The sequence below is a fragment of the Pseudomonas knackmussii B13 genome (genome assembly GCF_000689415.1).
Taxonomy (GTDB): Bacteria; Pseudomonadota; Gammaproteobacteria; order Pseudomonadales; family Pseudomonadaceae; genus Pseudomonas; species Pseudomonas knackmussii.
Genome location: NZ_HG322950.1, coordinates 1044191 through 1060023, shown reverse-complemented (window position 1 = coordinate 1060023; position 15833 = coordinate 1044191). Strand labels below are relative to the sequence as shown.

Genomic DNA, 15833 nt, shown 5'->3' with positions numbered 1-15833 from the left:
GACCCCGCCCCCCCTGTAGGAGCGAGCTTGCTCGCGAACCGACTCCACGCAGGGCTGTTCGCGAGCAAGGACTAGGCGTCCCCCTCGATCCTACGAAGAGCAGAACGCGCGGTTCTGTGGGAAAATCCCCCTCCGCTCCCCTGCCCCGCCGCCCGTCATGCCGAAGCCGCCGAAACGTCCCGCGAAACCCCAGCCGCTGCGCGATCCCGCCGCGAAGAAGCCCGACCTGCTGCACCCGCGCAACCGCCACCAGGGCCGCTACGACTTTCCCGCACTGATTGCCGCAAGCCCCGAGCTCGGCGAGTACATGATCACCAACCCCTACGGCAAGCCGAGCATCGACTTCGCCAACCCGCAGGCGGTGCGGGTGTTCAACCGCGCGCTGCTGAAGGCGCAGTACGGCATCGCCCACTGGGAGATTCCCGCAGACTTCCTCTGCCCGCCGATCCCCGGCCGTGCCGACTACGTGCACTACCTGGCCGACCTGCTCGCCGAGGACAACGCCGGCAGCGTGCCGCGCGGCCCCGCCGTGCGCCTGCTGGACATTGGCGTGGGCGCCAACTGCATCTACCCGCTGATCGGCCACCGCGACTACGGCTGGCACTTCCTCGGCGCCGACATCGAGCCCGCCGCCCTGGCCTCGGCGCGCAACATCGTCATGGCCAACCCGGGCCTGGCCGAAGCCATCGAACTGCGCCAGCAAGCCGAACCGAAGCACATCTTCCACGGCTTGCTGCACAGCGACGAACGCTTCCACGCCAGCCTGTGCAACCCGCCGTTCCACGCCTCGCCCGAAGAGGCCAGCGCGGGCAGCAAACGCAAATGGAAGAACCTCGGCAAGCTCGACCCGTCGCGCAAACTGCCGGTGCTGAACTTCGGCGGGCAGAGCAACGAGCTGTGGTGCGAAGGCGGCGAAATCGCCTTCCTGCGGCGCATGGCGCGGGAGAGCACGGACGTGGCGCAGCAGGTGCTGTGGTTCAGCTCGCTGGTTTCCAAGGCCGGCAACCTCGACGACTTCCGCCGCGCCCTCAAGCAGGCCGGCGCACTACTGGTACGCACCGTGGACATGGCCCAGGGGCAGAAGCAGAGCCGCTTCGTCGCCTGGACCTTCCACGACGCCGAAGCGCGCGGCGCCTGGTATCGCTAGCGGATGAACTCGCGGCTGATGCTGCGGAAAATCTCGCTGCCGGCACGCTCCAGCCACTCGAAGGCAACCATCTCGCGGCTGACGATCACCGCGCCGGCCTGGCGCATGCGCTCCAGCGCCAGCGCCCTGTCCTCGGGCCGCCGCGAACCAACGGCCTCGGCCACCACGAAGACCTCACGGTCCTCCGCCAGAAGGCCGAGCACGGTCTGCAGCACGCAGACATGCGCCTCGGTGCCGCACACCACGAACTGCCGGCGCTCACCGCCGGGCATCTGCAGCAAGCCGGGATCGGTCACGGCGGAAAAGGCGATCTTCTCCAGAATCGCTTCGGCCGGCAGTTGCTCACGCAGCATCGGCAAGGTAAGGCCAAGGCCCTTGCTGTACTGCTCGCTGGCCAGCGCCGGCACACCCAACCGCCGCGCCAGTGCCAGCAGCCAGGCAGCGTATTCGAGCACCTGCTCGCCCTGGTGGATGGCGGGATAAAGGCGTTCCTGGATATCGACGATGAGCAGCGTCGAGGTCTGTGCACGGATCAGCATGGCGGGCTCCTGGGGCAAGGTAGACGATCACTATAGGCACGCCCTTTTGTAGGAGCGAGCTTGCTCGCGAACGATTCGGCGGCACGGCTGGTTCGCGAGCAAGCTCGCTCCTACAGTGCTCCTGGCCGATCAGAAATATCCTCAATGCGCCTGGAAAGAGACGTAAGCCCTTGCCAGCGGCCCCAGCCGCCCAATTTCCTGCGAAGCTCGCCGACGAATCGCGCGAGGAGGCCTCGCGCCTGCCGGTCCTTGTCCCGGTCTGTCAACCTCGCGCGATTCGCTGTTCGGCCCATGGTGGGCCGTGCAGGGAGACTTTTGGGTCTGCCGGCTTTCTATCTCACCGGTTCGCCAATCCTGCACGGCCTGCCTCCGCTCCATACGCCCTTTTCCTGGCGCGACATCTCGCCTCTCCCCTCCAGTTCTCCTTGCCCGCCCCTCGGCACCTGCCTATCCTGCGCCGGTCACGGTCAATCCCGTGGCCGGGTTTGACAGCCCGGAAGCTAGGCGCGATGCGCCTATGGTGTGCATGCGAGAACAGCGAACGTTCTTGCAGGCCCCTGCACGATTGCAGTTTTTTCACTGCAATGCTCTATGGCGAATCGTGCAGGGAGACCTTCGGGTCTGCCGGGTCCTAGCTCCGGTCTGTCAACCCTGTGCGATTCGCCACCCTTCGATTGACAGCGAACGGCGGCGGCTAACGGAACTAGCTAGGAGCTGTCCTCTATGCACGACGCATACACCCCCACCACCTTCCTCCGCTTCAACCGCCCCCTGCGTGCCGTCCTGATCGACGACCAGCCCTGGTTCGCCGCCCGCGATTTCTGCCGGTTGATGGGCCATCGGCATCCCGAGCGCATCGTCCGCCAACTGGAGGATGACCAGCGCCGCGAGGCCCTGCTCGCCCATGCCGGCGGTGCCGACAGCGAAACGCTGATCAGCGAGTCCGGGGTCTACAAGGCCTTCTACCGCTACCAGCACCCGGAGAATCGCCACCTGCGCCGCTGGCTCACCCAGGAGGTGATCCCGACGCTGCGCGACCAGGTCGCCACGGCGGCGTGGAAGCCGCGCCGGGCGTTCCTCAGCTGGGAAGGTGCGCGGGTCAGCCTGCTGGAATGGCAGGGCGAATGGTGGGTGCCGCTGGAGGAGCTGCCGCGTTTCAGCCGACAGGTCGAGGATCCCGCGCGCCGCGGCTGGCTGCGGCGCTGACGGGAGCCGCGGAGCCAGGCATACCCTGTAGGAGCGAGCTTGCTCCTACGAAATGAAAAAGGCCCCTCACGGGGCCTTTTTGCGGATGGCGGCTCAGTGCCCGGTCGGATCGCCGCGGCGGCTGGTTTCGAAGAGGAACCAGGTGCGCTGCTCGGTTTCGTCGATCCAGTTCTCCAGCAGGCTGGCGGTGGCGATGTCGCGGTGTTCGTCGCACAGGCCGTGGACTTCGCGCATCAGGGCGGTGAGGGTTTTGTTGTCCTCCTGCAGCTCGGCCAGCATGTCCAGCGGCTGGACGAATTCCGCGTCGTTGTCGGCGATGCGCTTGACCCGCGCGATGTGGCCGATGGAGCGGATGGTGTTGCCGCCGATCTTGCGTACGCGTTCGGCGATGGGGTCGGTCATGGCGAAGAGTTCGGTGGCCTGGTCGTCGAGCAACAGGTGGTAGTCGCGGAAGTGCGGACCGCTGACGTGCCAGTGGAAGTTCTTGGTCTTCAGGTACAGCGCGAAGACGTCGGCGAGCAGGCGGCTGAGCGCGGCGCTGAGGTCGCGGGTGGCGTCCTTGCTCAGGTCCGAGGGCGTGGCCAGGGCCGGTGCGCGGCGCGGTGCGGGCTTGCTCGCGGCGGTGCTGGCGCGCTTGGCTGCCGGCTTGGCGGCGGCCTTGGCTGCTGCGGGCTTCGCGGCGGCAGGCTTGGCAGCGGGTTTGCTCGCAGCGGCCTTGCTCGCGGCCGGTTTCGCGGCGGGTTTGGTGGCCGCTGGCTTCTTCGCGGTGGCTGCGGATTTCTTCATCTTCGATCACCTCCGGGGTCTGTGGATGCCGCCCCTGGGTGTGCCGCGCATGGCGGCTTGGGACGAGCCGGACGCACTCCCTGCGCAAACCTCTCATGGCGAAGAGTGCGCCCTTGAGCCTATATCGGGTTGCCTCGATTGCAAGTCAGCGCACCCGGGGCGGGTGCGCCGCATCGCCTCAGGGCTTCACCGCAAAGCGCGCATCCAGCCGGCTGTAGCCCATGCCCACGCCCTTGTGCACCTTGAGCTGCACCGGGATGCGTTCCTTGAGCGCCTCGACGTGGCTGATCACGCCGATGCTCTTGCCACTCGCGTTGAGGCTGTCGAGGGCATCCAGCGCGACTTCCAGCGTCTCGCCGTCGAGGGTGCCGAAGCCTTCGTCAAGGAACAGCGAATCGATGCTGGTCTTGTGGCTGACCAGGTCGGACAGCGCCAGGGCCAGCGCCAGGCTGACCAGGAAGCTCTCGCCACCGGACAGCGTGCGGCAGTCGCGGGCGACGTCGCCCTGCCAGGTGTCGACCACTTCCAGCTCCAGCTCGCCGTCGCTGCGCCGCGCCAGTTGATAGCGCCCGTGCAGGCGCTGCAATTGTCGGTTGGCGAGATGCACCAGATGATCGAGGGTCAGGCCCTGGGCGAAGCGCCGGTACTTGGCGCCATCGGACGAGCCGATCAAACCGTTCAGACGCTGCCAGAGGTCGTGGCTTTCCTCCTGCGCCTGGATCTCCGCGAACAGCGCCTGCTGGCTGGCACGCCGCGCGTCGTCGCCCAGTAATTGCGCGCGCACTTCGCCCTGGCGCTGGCCGAGTTCGCGAAGTTGTACGGCGAGGGCCTTCAGCTGCTCGTCCAGCTCGGCCAACGCCAGTTCGGTGCGCGGCTCGGCGCGCAGCCGTGTCTCGCTTTCCTCGGCCGCCGCGCGCAAGGCGATGGCTTCGGTCAGCGCAGTGTCGAGGCGCGCCTTGAGATCGACCAGACGCCCACGTTCTGCGTCGTCCAGCAGCGCAGCCAGGAAGGTATCCCGATCGGCGAAGGGGCTTTCCGCCAGGGCACGCTGCCAGGCGCCCTCGCCTTCCGCCAGTTGGGTACGCGCCTGCTCCAGTTGGGCTTGCAGGCTCTGCTCGCGACCGCCCAGGGCATCGGCCTGGCGCTGGGCCTCGGCCAGGGCACTGGCCGCTGCTTTCATTGCTTGCTGTGGATCATCGGCGGGCGCCGGCTCCGGCAGCGGTTGCTCGCCGCTGGCCTGCCAACGTGCCGCCCACTGCGCGGCCTGGGTTTCGGCCTCGCCGAGCGCGGTGCGCGCCTCGCTCTCGCTCGCCTGCAACTGCTGGTCGCGCTGCTGGAGTTTTTGCCAGTCGCGCCACTCCTGTTCGCGCGCGGCGAGCCAGCTTGCCGCGTCATTCGGCAAGGCATCGGCAAAGCCGTCCAGCGCGGCCAGCAGAACGCCGGCCTGCTGCTCTTCCTGGGCCTGCACCTGCGCCAGGCGATGTTGTTGCTCGGCAAGGCGCTGACGGGCGTTCTCCAGATCGCGCTGCAACAGAGCCTGCTGCTGGAGCGCGCTGCCGTGATTGCGCTCGCTGGCTTCGCGAGCAGCAGTCGCGCGTTGCAGCTCGGCCTTGCCGGCATCGACAGCGGCGAGCCGTTCCTGGACCTGCGCCAGGGCCGTTTCCTGTGCCTGCCGTGCCGCATTCAGCGCGGCCACGTCGGCGATCTGCAGGGCCTGCTCGGCGAGCAGACGTTGCCAATCGGCATCGAGTTGCTGCTGTTGCTGGTGACTCTGGTCGAGCTGCTGGCGGGCCTGTTCGGCCTGGGCCTCCAGGCGCGCGAGCTCACCGGCCAGCGCCTTGCCCTGCTCTTCCAGCGCGGCCAGGGCGGATTTGCATTCGTCCAGATCGCGGCGAGTCTGCGAGACGTCCAGCGCCTGGTAGCTGGCGATGGCCGGGTGCTCGTGGGAACCGCACAGCGGGCAGGCTTCGCCCGGCTGCAGCTGCGCGCGATAGGCCTCCAGGGCCTGGATGCGCTGCTCCTGTTCGAGCAGTTTTTCCTTGTCGGCGACCTGCTGCTTCAGCGTCTTGTAGCGCTCGCGCAGCGCGGCGATTTCGCCGTTCTTCTGCTGCTGTCGCTGCTGCAAGGCGTCGAGTTGCGGCTGCAGGCGGGCGACCTGCGCGGCGCCCTGCTGGCGAGCGTCGGCGATCTGCTCCAGGCGATCGAGGGTCCGCGCCTGCTGTTGCAGACGTTGCCAATGCTCGCGCAGGCCGGACTCGCCGCCCTCCCCCAGCAGCACCTGCAACGCCTGCTGGCGTTGCGTCTCGGCCTGGCGTGCGTCGTTCAGTTGCTGCTCGGCCGTGGCCATGACCTCGCGCTGCGCAACCAACTGTGCGTCGAGGGACTCGATGCTGCGGCTGGCTTCCTGCAGGCGCGACTGCGCGCCGGCGTGCTCACCGCGCAGCTGCTCGCGCAGCTCGAACTGCACTTTCCAACCGCCCAGCAGTTCTCCGAGACGCGAACGCTGCGGCTGTTCGGCCAGTTGCTGCTGGACCTGCCGGCGCTGCTCGACCAGCTGCTCCAACGCGCCCTGCCGCTGCTCGCGGAGTTGCAAGGCATGGCGGCTGGCCTGCCAGAGGCTGCGGATAAGCTTCTCGGCATTGTCCCGTTGCTGGCGCTGGATATCTTCCAGCGCCCCTTGTGCCTGTGCAGCGCGTTGTTGCGCCTGGGACCAGCCCTGGTGCAACGGTTGCAGGCGCGCCGCCGGCTCGCTGGCGGCCAGGCGTTGCAGGTCGGCGGACGAGTTTTCCAATGCCAGGCGTGCCTGGGCCTCGCGCTCCAGCGCTTGCTCGCGTTGCTGCTCGGCGCGAGTCAGGTCTTCGCGCCAGCGCCTTTGAACTTGCAGGTCCTGCTGGCGCTGGCCCAGGGGCTGCTCCTCGGCCAGCAGCCGCTCGGCCTCGGCCTCAAGCTCGGCGCGCTGTTCGGCGCTCAGCAGCTCCATGCCTTCGGCGCGTGCGCGCAGCTGGTCGAGGCTGGCGCGGGCCTCGCGGGTGCGTTCGAACACGCGCTGCGAGATCAGCCCGTAGATTTCCGTGCCGGTGAGTTCTTCCAGCAACTCGGCGCGCTCGTTGGCGTTGGCTTCGAGGAAGGCGGCGAAGCCGCCCTGGGCCAGCAGCATGGACTTGGTGAAACGGCCGAAGTCGAGGCCGGTAAGCTTCTCGACTTGACTCAATTTCTCGCTGACCTTGTCAGCGATGATTTCTCCCTCACCTCCAGTAACATCGATGCGCGCAAGCTCAACCTTGGCATCTTGTAGAGCACCATCGACCTTGTCGCGCGCCCGACGCTGGCTCCAGAACGCGCGATAGCGCAGGCCCTTCACCTCAAACTCAACCTCGGCTAGGCAGTCCGCAGTGTGCCGAGTCATCAGCTCATTCGAGCCTTTAGAAAGAGCCCCCATCCGCGGCGTGCGGTGGTAGAGCGCAAGGCAGATGGCGTCGAGCAGTGTGGTCTTGCCGGCGCCGGTGGGGCCGGTGATGGCGAACAGGCCGTTGTCGCGGAATGGCTCGGCAGAAAAGTCGATCTTCCACTCGCCCTTGAGCGAGTTGAGGTTCTTCAGACGCAGGCTGAGGATGCGCATCAGGCTTGCTCCTCGCTCAGCTCGGCGACGACTTCGCGGTACAACCCGGTCAGTTGCCGGCGCAGCGGCGGCTCCAGGGTCTCGGCGTCCAGGCGCTGTTCGAAGACGTCCTCGGCGGACAACTCGTCGAGCGTCTCGCGCGCCTCGCTGAACAGCCCCGCCTGCTGGTTGCCGCGCTCGCGGCGGGTGCGCAGCACTTCCACCGGCAGTTCGGCGCAGAGTTTCTCGATGCGCACCTGCAGGTCGCTGAGGTAGTCGTCCTCGCGCACCAGCACTTCGAGCCATACCGGCTGTACCGACGTGCCCAGGCGCGCGGCTTCGGCCAGCGCGGCGGGCAGGCTTTCGAGGTTGCCGGCCAGCGATTGCAGGTGCTGGAAGCACGGCACCGGCAGCGGCGCCACGGCGCGCAGGCCGTTCTCGTCGAGGTCGACCAGCAACACCTCCTTCGTCTGCCGCGCCTCGTCGAAACTCAGGGGGATCGGCGAGCCGCAATAGCGGATGTGCTCCAGGCCGCCGACCTTCTGCGGCCTGTGGATATGTCCGAGGGCGATGTAGTCGGCCTGCGGGAAGGCGCTGGTGGGGAACGCCTCCAGGCTGCCAACGTAGATCTCGCGCACCGATTCGCTGGCGCTGGCGCCCACGGTGGTCAGGTGCCCGGTCGCCACGATCGGCAGCTGGCCGCCCAGCTCCGCGCGCTTGGCTTCGGCGAGGGCGAAGAGCGCCTGGTAATGCGCCTGGATGCCTTGCTGCAGGGCGAGTTGCTTGTCCTGCGCGCTCTGCCCGGCCTGGCTGGAAAGCAGGTCGCGCGGGCGGATGAAGGGGATCGCGCACAACAGCGCGCCGGGCGTGCCGTCGCGTTGCGGCAGCACCAGCAGTTGCTGGTCGAGGTCCGTCCCCACGGCCGCGACAACTCGCGTGCCGAGTACCGCCAGCAGCTCGCGCGACTCTTCCAACATCGCCACCGAGTCGTGGTTGCCGCCGAGCACCACCAGCGCCGCGCCAGTCTCGCGAAGCTCGACGATGAAGCGGTTGTACTGCTCGCGGGCGTAGCTGGGCGGCGCGCCGGTGTCGAAGATGTCGCCGGCGATCAGCACCGCGTCCACGGCATTTTCGCGCACCTGCTCCACCAGCCAGCGGCAGAAGGCGCGGTGTTCGGCCTCGCGGCTCTTGCCCATGAAGTGCTGGCCGAGGTGCCAGTCGGAGGTGTGGAGGATGCGCATGCGCCTGCTGTCCCGAATGCCGTTCAAGGGCGCCGATGATACCCGGCGAGGAAAGCCCGCGCGCGGCTGGCTATCTTTTCAGCAAGAGCCGAGTCGGACAGGACACCATGCAACGCCTGATCAACATGCTGCGCGACCTCGCCATCCTGGTCCGCGCCAACCTGTGGGTGGTCCCGGTGCTGGCGGCGCTGGTGTTCGCGGTCTTCTATTTCGTCGCGCCGCCCGCCCCGATGACCGCGACCATGACCACCGGCGTGGCCGATGGCGGCTACGTGGCCTTCGCCAACAAGCTCAAGGTCGAGCTGGCCAAGCAGGGCTTCGAGCTGAAGCTGGTGCCCAGCGCCGGCTCGCGACAGAACATGGAGCGGCTGCTGGACGAGCACAGCGGCATCGACATCGGCCTCGTGCAGAGCGGCCAGGAACGCCAGTTCGAGCCGCAGCAACGCGACAAGCTGCGCAGCCTCGGCGCCATGTTCCAGGAGCCGCTGTGGCTGTTCCAGCGCCGTGACGTGAGCATCGACCAGCTCACCGACCTGCTGAACCTGCGCGTCGCCATGGGTTCGCCGGGCAGCGGCACCGAGGCGATCACCGCGGCGCTGCTCGAGGCCAACGGCATCGACGCCGCGCACTACCCGCCCGGCTGGCAGGCCAGCGGCAGCGACATCGCCGCCTCCGCTCTGCTTGCCGGCAGCCTGGACGCGGCCTTCTTCGTCGGCCCGGCGGAGAACCCGCTGATCCAGCGCCTGGCCGCCAGTCCCAAGCTGATGCTTGCCGGCTTCCGCCGCGCCGCCGCTTACGAGGCGCGCCTGCCATTCCTCAAGCACGTGCAGCTGGGCGAGGGCCTGCTGAACCTGCAACAGAACGTGCCCCACCGCAATCTCGTCACCCTCTCGCCGCTGGCCACGCTGGTGGTCAACGACAACTTCCACCCGGCGCTCACGCCGCTGATCCTCGAAGCCGCGCGCCAGGTGATGAAGCCCGGCACCCTGCTCGACGCGCCCGGCGCCTTCCCCAGCGCCGAGCCGCACACCCTGCGCCTGGCCGAGGACGCCGAGCGCTACTACAAGAGCGGCCTGCCGTTGCTGCAGCGCTTCCTGCCATTCCGCATCGCCTCGCTGGCCGACCGTTACATCGTCCTGCTGATTCCCTTCATCGCCATCCTCATCCCGCTGTTCAAGTCGGTCGGGCCGCTGTACCGCTGGCGCATCCGTGCGCGCATCTACCGCTGGTACCGCTTCCTGCGCGAGATCGACCGGCACCTGGACGAACATACCGGCAGCGCCGAGCTGACCCGCGAGATCGAGCGCCTGGAAAAGCTGGAGGCCGAGCTGTCCCGCGTCGAAGTGCCGCTGTCGTACTACAACGAGCTGTACGAACTGCACCTGCACCTGAACTACGTGATCCGCCGCCTGCGCCAGCTGCGCCGCAACCGCCGCGAACGGGAAAACCTGCCGCGCGACTCGGCGGCCTGAGCGGCAATACGCCACGAGCTCGGGTAAACTGGCGGCTTTGCCCCACGTCCTGAGCCGAGCCCGAGATGCCGATTCGTCACGCCATCGTCCACCTGATCGACAAGAAGCCCGACGGCAACCCCGCCACGCTGCACGCGCGCGACGCCGAACTGGGCGATTCCCAGGCCATCGAGAACCTCATGGCCGACCTCAACGAGAGCTACAACGCCAAGCCGAACAAGGCCTGGGGCCTGTTCCAGGAGGAGTCCGGCGCCTTCCCGTTCAGCGGCTGGCTGGCCGAGTACCTGGACGGCGGCAAGGACTTCGTCGCCTTCAGCAAGCAGGCGGTGGAGCACCTGAAGAGCCTGATGGAAGAGTCCAACCTCTCCACTGGCGGCCACGTGCTGTTCTGCCACTACCAGCAGGGCATGACCGACTACCTGAGCATCGCCCTGCTGCACCACAGCGAAGGCGTGGCGGTGACCGACGCGCTGGAGGTCACGCCCTCCCGCCACCTCGACCTCGGCCAGCTGCACATGGCGGCGCGGATCAACTGCTCGGAGTGGCGCAACAACAAGACCTCCAAGCAGTACATCTCCTTCATCAAGGGCAAGGGCGGCAAGAAGGTCTCGGACTACTTCCGCGACTTCATCGGCTGCACCGAAGGCGTCGACGCGCCGGGCGAGACGCGCACCCTGCTCAAGGCCTTCAGCGACTACGTGGAAAGCGAGGACCTGCCCGAAGAGCAAGCGCGCGAGAAGACCGACGTGCTGGTCGACTACGCCACCAGCCAGGCCAAGATCGGCGAGCCGATGGCCCTGGACGCGCTCTCCGAGCTGATGGACGAACAGGCCCCGCGCGCCTTCTACGACTACATCCGCAACAAGGACTACGGCCTGGCGCCGGAGATCCCGGCGGACAAGCGCACCCTCAACCAGTTCCGCCGCTTCACCGGCCGCGCCGAGGGGCTGTCGATCAGCTTCGAGGCGCACCTGCTGGGCAGCAAGGTGGAGTACGACGAAGAGCGCGACATGCTGATCATCCGCGGCCTGCCGACGCAGTTGCAGGATCAGCTCAAGCGCCGGAAATAAATCGCGGACAAGGTCCGCTCCTACGCTGTTTTCTGGGTCCCCGCGTTCGCGGGGATGACGGGGGAGGCAGCGAATCCTGATTCCGTCACTCCCGCGAACGTGGGACGCGGCTCCATCGCGAACAGCGCTTGCGCTGGCCCGAAGGGGAATAGCCCAAAAGACAGTTGCTCCTACGCCTTAACGCGCCTCGATGCGGAAGCCGACGCGCGGGAAGTGCACATGCACCACCCCGGCGCGCGGGTCTTCGCGGCGCAGGATGATTTCTTCGCTGCCCACGTGCAGCAGCTCCCCTTCCACCGGATCGACGCCGTAGTCGGTCGCCGCCACCGCCACGTGTTGGCCGGCCTGGAAGCCGTTCGGGTCGCTGAAGGGTTCGTCCGGCAGGGCGGCCGGCTGACTGTCGCGGGCCACGGCAATGGCCTGCTCGCCGCTCATTTCCACCGGCGCGCCATGGCCGAAGCCGAGCACGCGACCCAACCAGGCCGCCACCGCGGGATAGGCATCGACCAGCGGCGAAGTCACCGGCGTGGCTTTCACGAACCAGAGCACATGGGCCACGGCGAAGTCCGCCAGCGACGGCTCGCCGAAGAGGAAATCGCCCTCCTCACGGCTCAGTTGCTGCTCCAGCCGCGCCATGAATACCGGCCACTGCTGCCGGGCTTGCTCGGCCGGCAGGCGCGTGGCGCTACCGCCACTGAACAGTTGGCTGCGATCGGCAACGAAGGCCTTGACGAATTCCGGCGGCAGCTTGCCGAAGCGCACGGCGATGGATTCAGGTTGGAACACCAGGCTCACGCCGTGGGTGAACAGCACCGAGTCGGCCCAGGCAGCAAAGGCTGCGACGCTGAACTCCTGGCCTTCGGGGAACAGCGCCGGCGTGGCCTTTTCCTGCTCCAGGCGGCGCGCGATCAGCGAGGTGTCGCAGTAGATGTCGGCACCGACCTGCAGCACCGGTGTCTTGCGGTAGCCGCCGGTGAGCGCCATCAGGTCGGGCTTGGGCATGATCGGCGGGATCTGCACCGAGTGCCACGACAGCTGCTTGAAGCCCAGCAGCAGGCGGGCCTTCTCGGCGAAGGGGGAAGTCGGGTAGTGGTGCAGGATCAGCTCGGACATGCAGGGCTCCGTCGGCCGGCGTTGAGGGGCCCTAGAGCTTACTCCGCCTGCCGTGCCCGTCCTACCCGGTCGAAGCTATGGCTGGCTATCCGCCTGGCTGATGGCCACGGCCGCGCCGGCCAGCACCAGTCGCTCCTTGGCGGGCTTGCCGAGGGCCTTGATCGCGCGTTCGCGGCGCAGCGCGTCGCCCTTGCCGACACAGGCTTCGACGTAGACCAGCGCCTGCGCCGGGCTGGAATGGAAGAAACGCGCGCCGCGCCCGCTGCGATGCGCTTCGAAGCGCCGTTGCGGGTCGTCGCTGATACCGCAGTAGAGCGCGCCGTTGGCGGCACGCACCAGGTAGACGAACCAGGGCTTGGGCTCGGCCTGGGTCATGTCCAGACCCGCTGCTGCATGCGTTCGCTGTAGGCGACCAGGCGTTCGTATTCGCGCGCCATGTGGTTCAAGGGCGTTTCCAGGGTGCTGAGGATGAGGTTGGCGAGTATCCCATAGGCGGCGGCATCGGCGCTGCACGGTTGCGCACCGCCGAAGTACGGCAGGTCGCCGAGCATGCCGTCGAGCGCGTCGAGGTCCTGGCGGGCGAAGGTCAGCAACTCGTCGCGGCTGTGCGCGTCGAGGCCGCGCCCGCGCATCTCGCCACGGATCTTGCGACGGATCAGCACCCCGACCAGCGGCCGGACGGGTCCCGGCACATCGCGCAGAAGCACTGGTGCAACCTGCCGCCAACCGGCCTCCTCCAGCCAGCGGAAGTAAACCAGCAGGGGCGTCAGGTGCTCGTCGCACAGGCGCGTGATCGAAACCGCCCAGCCGCGCCCCCGCGCGTCGAGGCCGGCGTCCAGGTCCAGCGCATAGCGGTCCTGCAGTTCGCGGATGATGACCTCGGTGTCGGCGAGGGTCTGGCCATCGACCTTGACGAACGGCAGCTTGCCCTTGGGCCCCTTGCGCGGATCGGACAGGTGCTGCACCTGGTACTCGAGACCGGACAGGCGCAGGAAGGTCTCCAGCTTCAGGCAGAAGGGGCTGACGTTGGGGACGTTGAAGGCGGGCGGGAACTGGAAAAGAGTGATCATGGCTGGCTTCCTGCTCGGTATCGCCAGTCATTTAAGCCCATGCCGGCTACCCCGGCGAATCCGCCGGGCGCGACTCAGCCGCGCGCCGTCTTGCCCTGGAAGGCCGCCAGCCCCTTCAGCGCCTGGCGGCGGATGGCCGCCTGCACCGGCGGCGCCCAGCCCAGCAGCAGGCCCTTGGCGCCCAGCGCCTGGCGGGCCCAGCGCCACAAGTCGAAGTCGTCCGTATGGCGGACGATCAGGCCGTTCTCGAACTCGAACGAGGCGCGGATGCGATTGACCACCGGACGGCCGGTCTGGCTGAAGGTGTAGTGCGCCACCCATTGCGCGCCGCCATGCAGGTCGTCGGCCCAGACCTGGTCGAAGTCCAGGCGCAGGTCGGCTGCACGCGAGGTCAGCATGCGCCACATGTCGCCCGCCGCAGGGCCCTTCAGCTCGCCGAAGGCCGGATCGCGAAAGCGCACCGAAGGCGCGTAGCAGGCGGCCATGGCGTCGCCGTCGCGGCGTTGGAAAGCCTGGTAGAAGCGGCGGATCAGTTCGGCGTTGGGGTGGGGCATGGCGGTGCTCGCGGTCAGGTGGGTGCGGCGATTATCCGGCGCGCTCGGCGCTGGACACCATTGTCATTATCGACAACATTGTGGCCTATACCGACAAAGCGTCCACCCGCCATGCCCGCCATCGCCCTCTACGTCTGCCCGCAAACCGTGCTCTCCAGCCTGGGGCTCGCCCTCGACAGCCTGCAGCTGGCCAACCGCCTGGCCCGGCGCCGGCTGTTCCAACTTCGCCGGGTCAGTGCAGAGGGCGCGGAAGTCGGCCTGTCCTGCGCCAGTATCGCGGTGGATGGCGATCTCGCCTCGGTGAGCGAACGCGAGCTGCTGCTGATCCCCGCCACCGGCAGCGACATTCCGGCGATGCTCAACGCAAACGAGTCGCTGCTTGCCTGGCTGCGCCAGCGCCAACCGACGCAGCCGCTGGGAAGCCTGTGCAGCAGCGCCTTCCTGCTCGCCGAGGCCGGCCAGCTCGACGGCCGCCGCGCCACCACCCACTGGGCGCTGGCCGATGACTTCCGCCAGCGCTATCCCGCCGTGCAACTGGAAGCGGACTCCTTGTGCACCGAGGACGGCGCGCGCTTCTGCTCCGGCGGCGCCCAGGCCGGGCTCGACCTGTGCCTGCACCTGATCGCCCTGCACGGCGGCCGCGCCCTGGCGCGCCAGGTGGCTTCGACCCTGGTGTTCGATGAGGCGCGCGGGAGTCAGTCGCGCTATGCACCGCTATTGCCGGAGCCGCAGCGCACCCCGCTGGCGCCTGTGCTCGACTGGCTGCGCGAACGCCATGCCGAGCCCATCGACCTCGATGCCATGGCGCAACGCGCGCACTGCTCCAGCCGCACGCTGCTCAGGCGCTTCCGCGCCGAACTGGGCATGACGCCCAACGAATACCTGCAACGCCTGCGCATAGACGCCGCTCGCGAAGCGCTGGCCGACCCGGCGCGCTCGCTGGAGCGCATCGCCAACGAAGTGGGTTATGCCGACCGGGCGAGCTTCGCGCGGCTGTTCAAGCAGTTGTGCGGGGAGTCGCCGGGGGCTTATCGACAGCGGCGGTTGGCGCGGGGGTAAGAGCTGGCGGGGCTGTTCGGCATGATCTTGCCGGAGCGGACTTGTGCCCCATGCCTCTGTAGGAGCGCGCCATGCGCGCGAATCGCGGACAAGGTCCGCTCCTACGAGAGGGGGATTCAGTTCAGTCGCGCTCCACCAGCACCACCTTGGCCACCGCAGTGCGCCACAGGCAGATGCCGACGAAATAGGCCGAGGCGACGAACCACAGCCAGAGCAGCCAGGTCTGGTCCACCGGCTGCTGGACGATCAGCAGCGCGCTGCTGAGCATCCAGACGAAGGTCACCGAGATGTTCAACGGCATGAACTGGCGCACGCGGAACGGGTGCAGGAACTTCATGCGGGTCAGGGTCAGGCCCGCCAGCAAGAGCACGGTGACCACGTTCACCCAGGGGCCCGAACCCAGTACGAAGAAATACACCGCGACGACGTTCCAGGCGGCCGGGAAGCCGACGAAGTAGTTGTCGTGGCTCTTCATGTTGACGTTGCAGAAGCAGAACAGCGACGACACCAGGATCACGCCGACGATCAGCAGTTCGCTGTGCACCGGCAACGGGATGTAGCGGTAGATGAAGATCGCCGGGATGAACACGTAGGTGAGGTAGTCGATCACCAGGTCCAGGGTCGAGCCGTCGAAGTGCGGCAGCACCGCCTTGACGTCGAACTTGCGCGCCAGGGTGCCGTCCAGGCCGTCCACCAGCAGCGCGACGCCCAGCCACAGCAGGCAGGCTTGCGGGCGGTTGTCGACCACGGCGAGCAGCGCCAGCATGGCCAGGATGACACCGCTGGACGTCACCGCGTGGGCGCTCCAGGCCTTGGCTTTGCTCAGGTTGAGCGGCGGAAGAATCAGGTTCACAGGCACATCTCTTCAGTCGGGCGGCGATTCGAGCTATCTGAACGTATAGCCCATCCGTGGGCTTCCACGGCGGTTCCGCAGGGTATCGGAACAGCAATCCGACGACCGAGTTCACCGGTCTTTTT

The 15833-nt window shown here is 67.7% G+C and carries 14 protein-coding genes; 5 read left to right on the top strand and 9 right to left on the bottom strand.

The features are described from left to right. Positions 1-157: 157 nt before the first annotated feature. On the top strand, positions 158-1147 hold the full coding sequence (gene rlmF / locus PKB_RS05020) for a 23S rRNA (adenine(1618)-N(6))-methyltransferase RlmF (RefSeq protein WP_043249527.1): 990 nt from the start codon (positions 158-160) through the stop codon (positions 1145-1147). On the opposite strand, the gene PKB_RS05015 is transcribed toward rlmF, so the two are convergent. Next, the gene (locus PKB_RS05015) at positions 1144-1686 is read right to left on the bottom strand and encodes a hydrolase (RefSeq protein WP_043249525.1); all 543 of its coding nucleotides are present in this window, start codon (positions 1684-1686) and stop codon (positions 1144-1146) included. The two genes, rlmF and PKB_RS05015, sit on opposite strands and share 4 nt — an antisense overlap. 723 nt (positions 1687-2409) lie before the next feature. Here PKB_RS05015 and PKB_RS05010 point away from each other — a divergent pair. Then, complete coding sequence (locus PKB_RS05010; RefSeq protein WP_043249524.1) at positions 2410-2892, top strand: BRO-N domain-containing protein; 483 nt, start codon at positions 2410-2412, stop codon at positions 2890-2892. 93 nt (positions 2893-2985) lie between these two features. On the opposite strand, the gene PKB_RS05005 is transcribed toward PKB_RS05010, so the two are convergent. The 3 genes from PKB_RS05005 to sbcD all read right to left on the bottom strand — a co-directional run bounded on the left by PKB_RS05005 (position 2986) and on the right by sbcD (position 8517). Next, complete coding sequence (locus tag PKB_RS05005) at positions 2986-3678, bottom strand: Dps family protein (RefSeq protein WP_084166575.1); 693 nt, start codon at positions 3676-3678, stop codon at positions 2986-2988. Positions 3679-3856: 178 nt separating this feature from the next. After that, positions 3857-7297, bottom strand: coding sequence for an exonuclease subunit SbcC (gene sbcC / locus PKB_RS05000; protein WP_043249523.1), 3441 nt, complete (start codon positions 7295-7297; stop codon positions 3857-3859). Then, a complete protein-coding gene (gene sbcD, locus PKB_RS04995; protein ID WP_043249522.1) occupies positions 7297-8517 on the bottom strand; it encodes an exonuclease subunit SbcD in 1221 nt (406 codons plus the stop codon). Before sbcD ends, sbcC begins: the two co-directional genes overlap by 1 nt. A 107-nt stretch (positions 8518-8624) precedes the next feature. Here sbcD and PKB_RS04990 point away from each other — a divergent pair, with 107 nt between their 5' ends. Both PKB_RS04990 and yejK read left to right on the top strand, forming a co-directional pair. Continuing rightward, positions 8625-9989 (top strand): TAXI family TRAP transporter solute-binding subunit, encoded by a 1365-nt coding sequence (locus PKB_RS04990; protein ID WP_043256936.1) that lies wholly within the window; start codon positions 8625-8627, stop codon positions 9987-9989. A gap of 65 nt (positions 9990-10054) precedes the next feature. After that, positions 10055-11059, top strand: coding sequence for a nucleoid-associated protein YejK (gene yejK, locus PKB_RS04985; protein ID WP_043249521.1), 1005 nt, complete (start codon positions 10055-10057; stop codon positions 11057-11059). Between the two features lie 177 nt (positions 11060-11236). Here the strand turns inward: yejK and PKB_RS04980 are convergent, their stop codons facing one another. From PKB_RS04980 to PKB_RS04965, 4 genes are all read right to left on the bottom strand, one after another. Further along, complete coding sequence (locus tag PKB_RS04980) at positions 11237-12172, bottom strand: glutathione S-transferase family protein (RefSeq protein ID WP_043249518.1); 936 nt, start codon at positions 12170-12172, stop codon at positions 11237-11239. Positions 12173-12247: 75 nt separating this feature from the next. Next, entirely contained in the window at positions 12248-12547 is a 300-nt protein-coding gene (locus tag PKB_RS04975; protein ID WP_043249516.1) for a GIY-YIG nuclease family protein, read from the bottom strand. After that, positions 12544-13242, bottom strand: a complete 699-nt coding sequence (locus tag PKB_RS04970) for a glutathione S-transferase family protein (protein WP_043249515.1) — start codon at positions 13240-13242, stop codon at positions 12544-12546. The genes PKB_RS04975 and PKB_RS04970 overlap by 4 nt, the downstream gene beginning before the upstream one ends. 74 nt (positions 13243-13316) lie before the next feature. Further along, positions 13317-13796: a nuclear transport factor 2 family protein gene (locus tag PKB_RS04965; RefSeq protein WP_043249513.1), complete on the bottom strand. Its 480-nt coding sequence runs from the start codon at positions 13794-13796 to the stop codon at positions 13317-13319. A 111-nt stretch (positions 13797-13907) separates the two neighbouring features. Here PKB_RS04965 and PKB_RS04960 point away from each other — a divergent pair, with 111 nt between their 5' ends. Then, a complete protein-coding gene (locus PKB_RS04960) occupies positions 13908-14855 on the top strand; it encodes a GlxA family transcriptional regulator (RefSeq protein ID WP_043249512.1) in 948 nt (315 codons plus the stop codon). A gap of 121 nt (positions 14856-14976) precedes the next feature. Here the strand turns inward: PKB_RS04960 and pcsA are convergent, their stop codons facing one another. Further along, positions 14977-15714, bottom strand: a complete 738-nt coding sequence (pcsA, locus tag PKB_RS04955) for a phosphatidylcholine synthase (protein WP_156957987.1) — start codon at positions 15712-15714, stop codon at positions 14977-14979. Positions 15715-15833 lie beyond the last annotated feature (119 nt).

Bases quoted from the DNA above. Each gene is read 5' to 3' on its own strand.
- PKB_RS05010 (WP_043249524.1), top strand. From the start codon at position 2,410: ATGCACGACGCATACACCCCCACCACCTTCCTCCGCTTCAACCGCCCC.
- sbcD (WP_043249522.1), bottom strand. From the start codon at position 8,517: ATGCGCATCCTCCACACCTCCGACTGGCACCTCGGCCAGCACTTCATG.
- PKB_RS04975 (WP_043249516.1), bottom strand. From the start codon at position 12,547: ATGACCCAGGCCGAGCCCAAGCCCTGGTTCGTCTACCTGGTGCGTGCC.
- PKB_RS04965 (WP_043249513.1), bottom strand. From the start codon at position 13,796: ATGCCCCACCCCAACGCCGAACTGATCCGCCGCTTCTACCAGGCTTTC.
- PKB_RS04990 (WP_043256936.1), top strand. From the start codon at position 8,625: ATGCAACGCCTGATCAACATGCTGCGCGACCTCGCCATCCTGGTCCGC.
- rlmF (WP_043249527.1), top strand. From the start codon at position 158: ATGCCGAAGCCGCCGAAACGTCCCGCGAAACCCCAGCCGCTGCGCGAT.
- sbcC (WP_043249523.1), bottom strand. From the start codon at position 7,297: ATGCGCATCCTCAGCCTGCGTCTGAAGAACCTCAACTCGCTCAAGGGC.
- PKB_RS04980 (WP_043249518.1), bottom strand. From the start codon at position 12,172: ATGTCCGAGCTGATCCTGCACCACTACCCGACTTCCCCCTTCGCCGAG.
- PKB_RS04970 (WP_043249515.1), bottom strand. From the start codon at position 13,242: ATGATCACTCTTTTCCAGTTCCCGCCCGCCTTCAACGTCCCCAACGTC.
- PKB_RS05005 (WP_084166575.1), bottom strand. From the start codon at position 3,678: ATGAAGAAATCCGCAGCCACCGCGAAGAAGCCAGCGGCCACCAAACCC.
- PKB_RS04960 (WP_043249512.1), top strand. From the start codon at position 13,908: ATGCCCGCCATCGCCCTCTACGTCTGCCCGCAAACCGTGCTCTCCAGC.
- yejK (WP_043249521.1), top strand. From the start codon at position 10,055: ATGCCGATTCGTCACGCCATCGTCCACCTGATCGACAAGAAGCCCGAC.
- PKB_RS05015 (WP_043249525.1), bottom strand. From the start codon at position 1,686: ATGCTGATCCGTGCACAGACCTCGACGCTGCTCATCGTCGATATCCAG.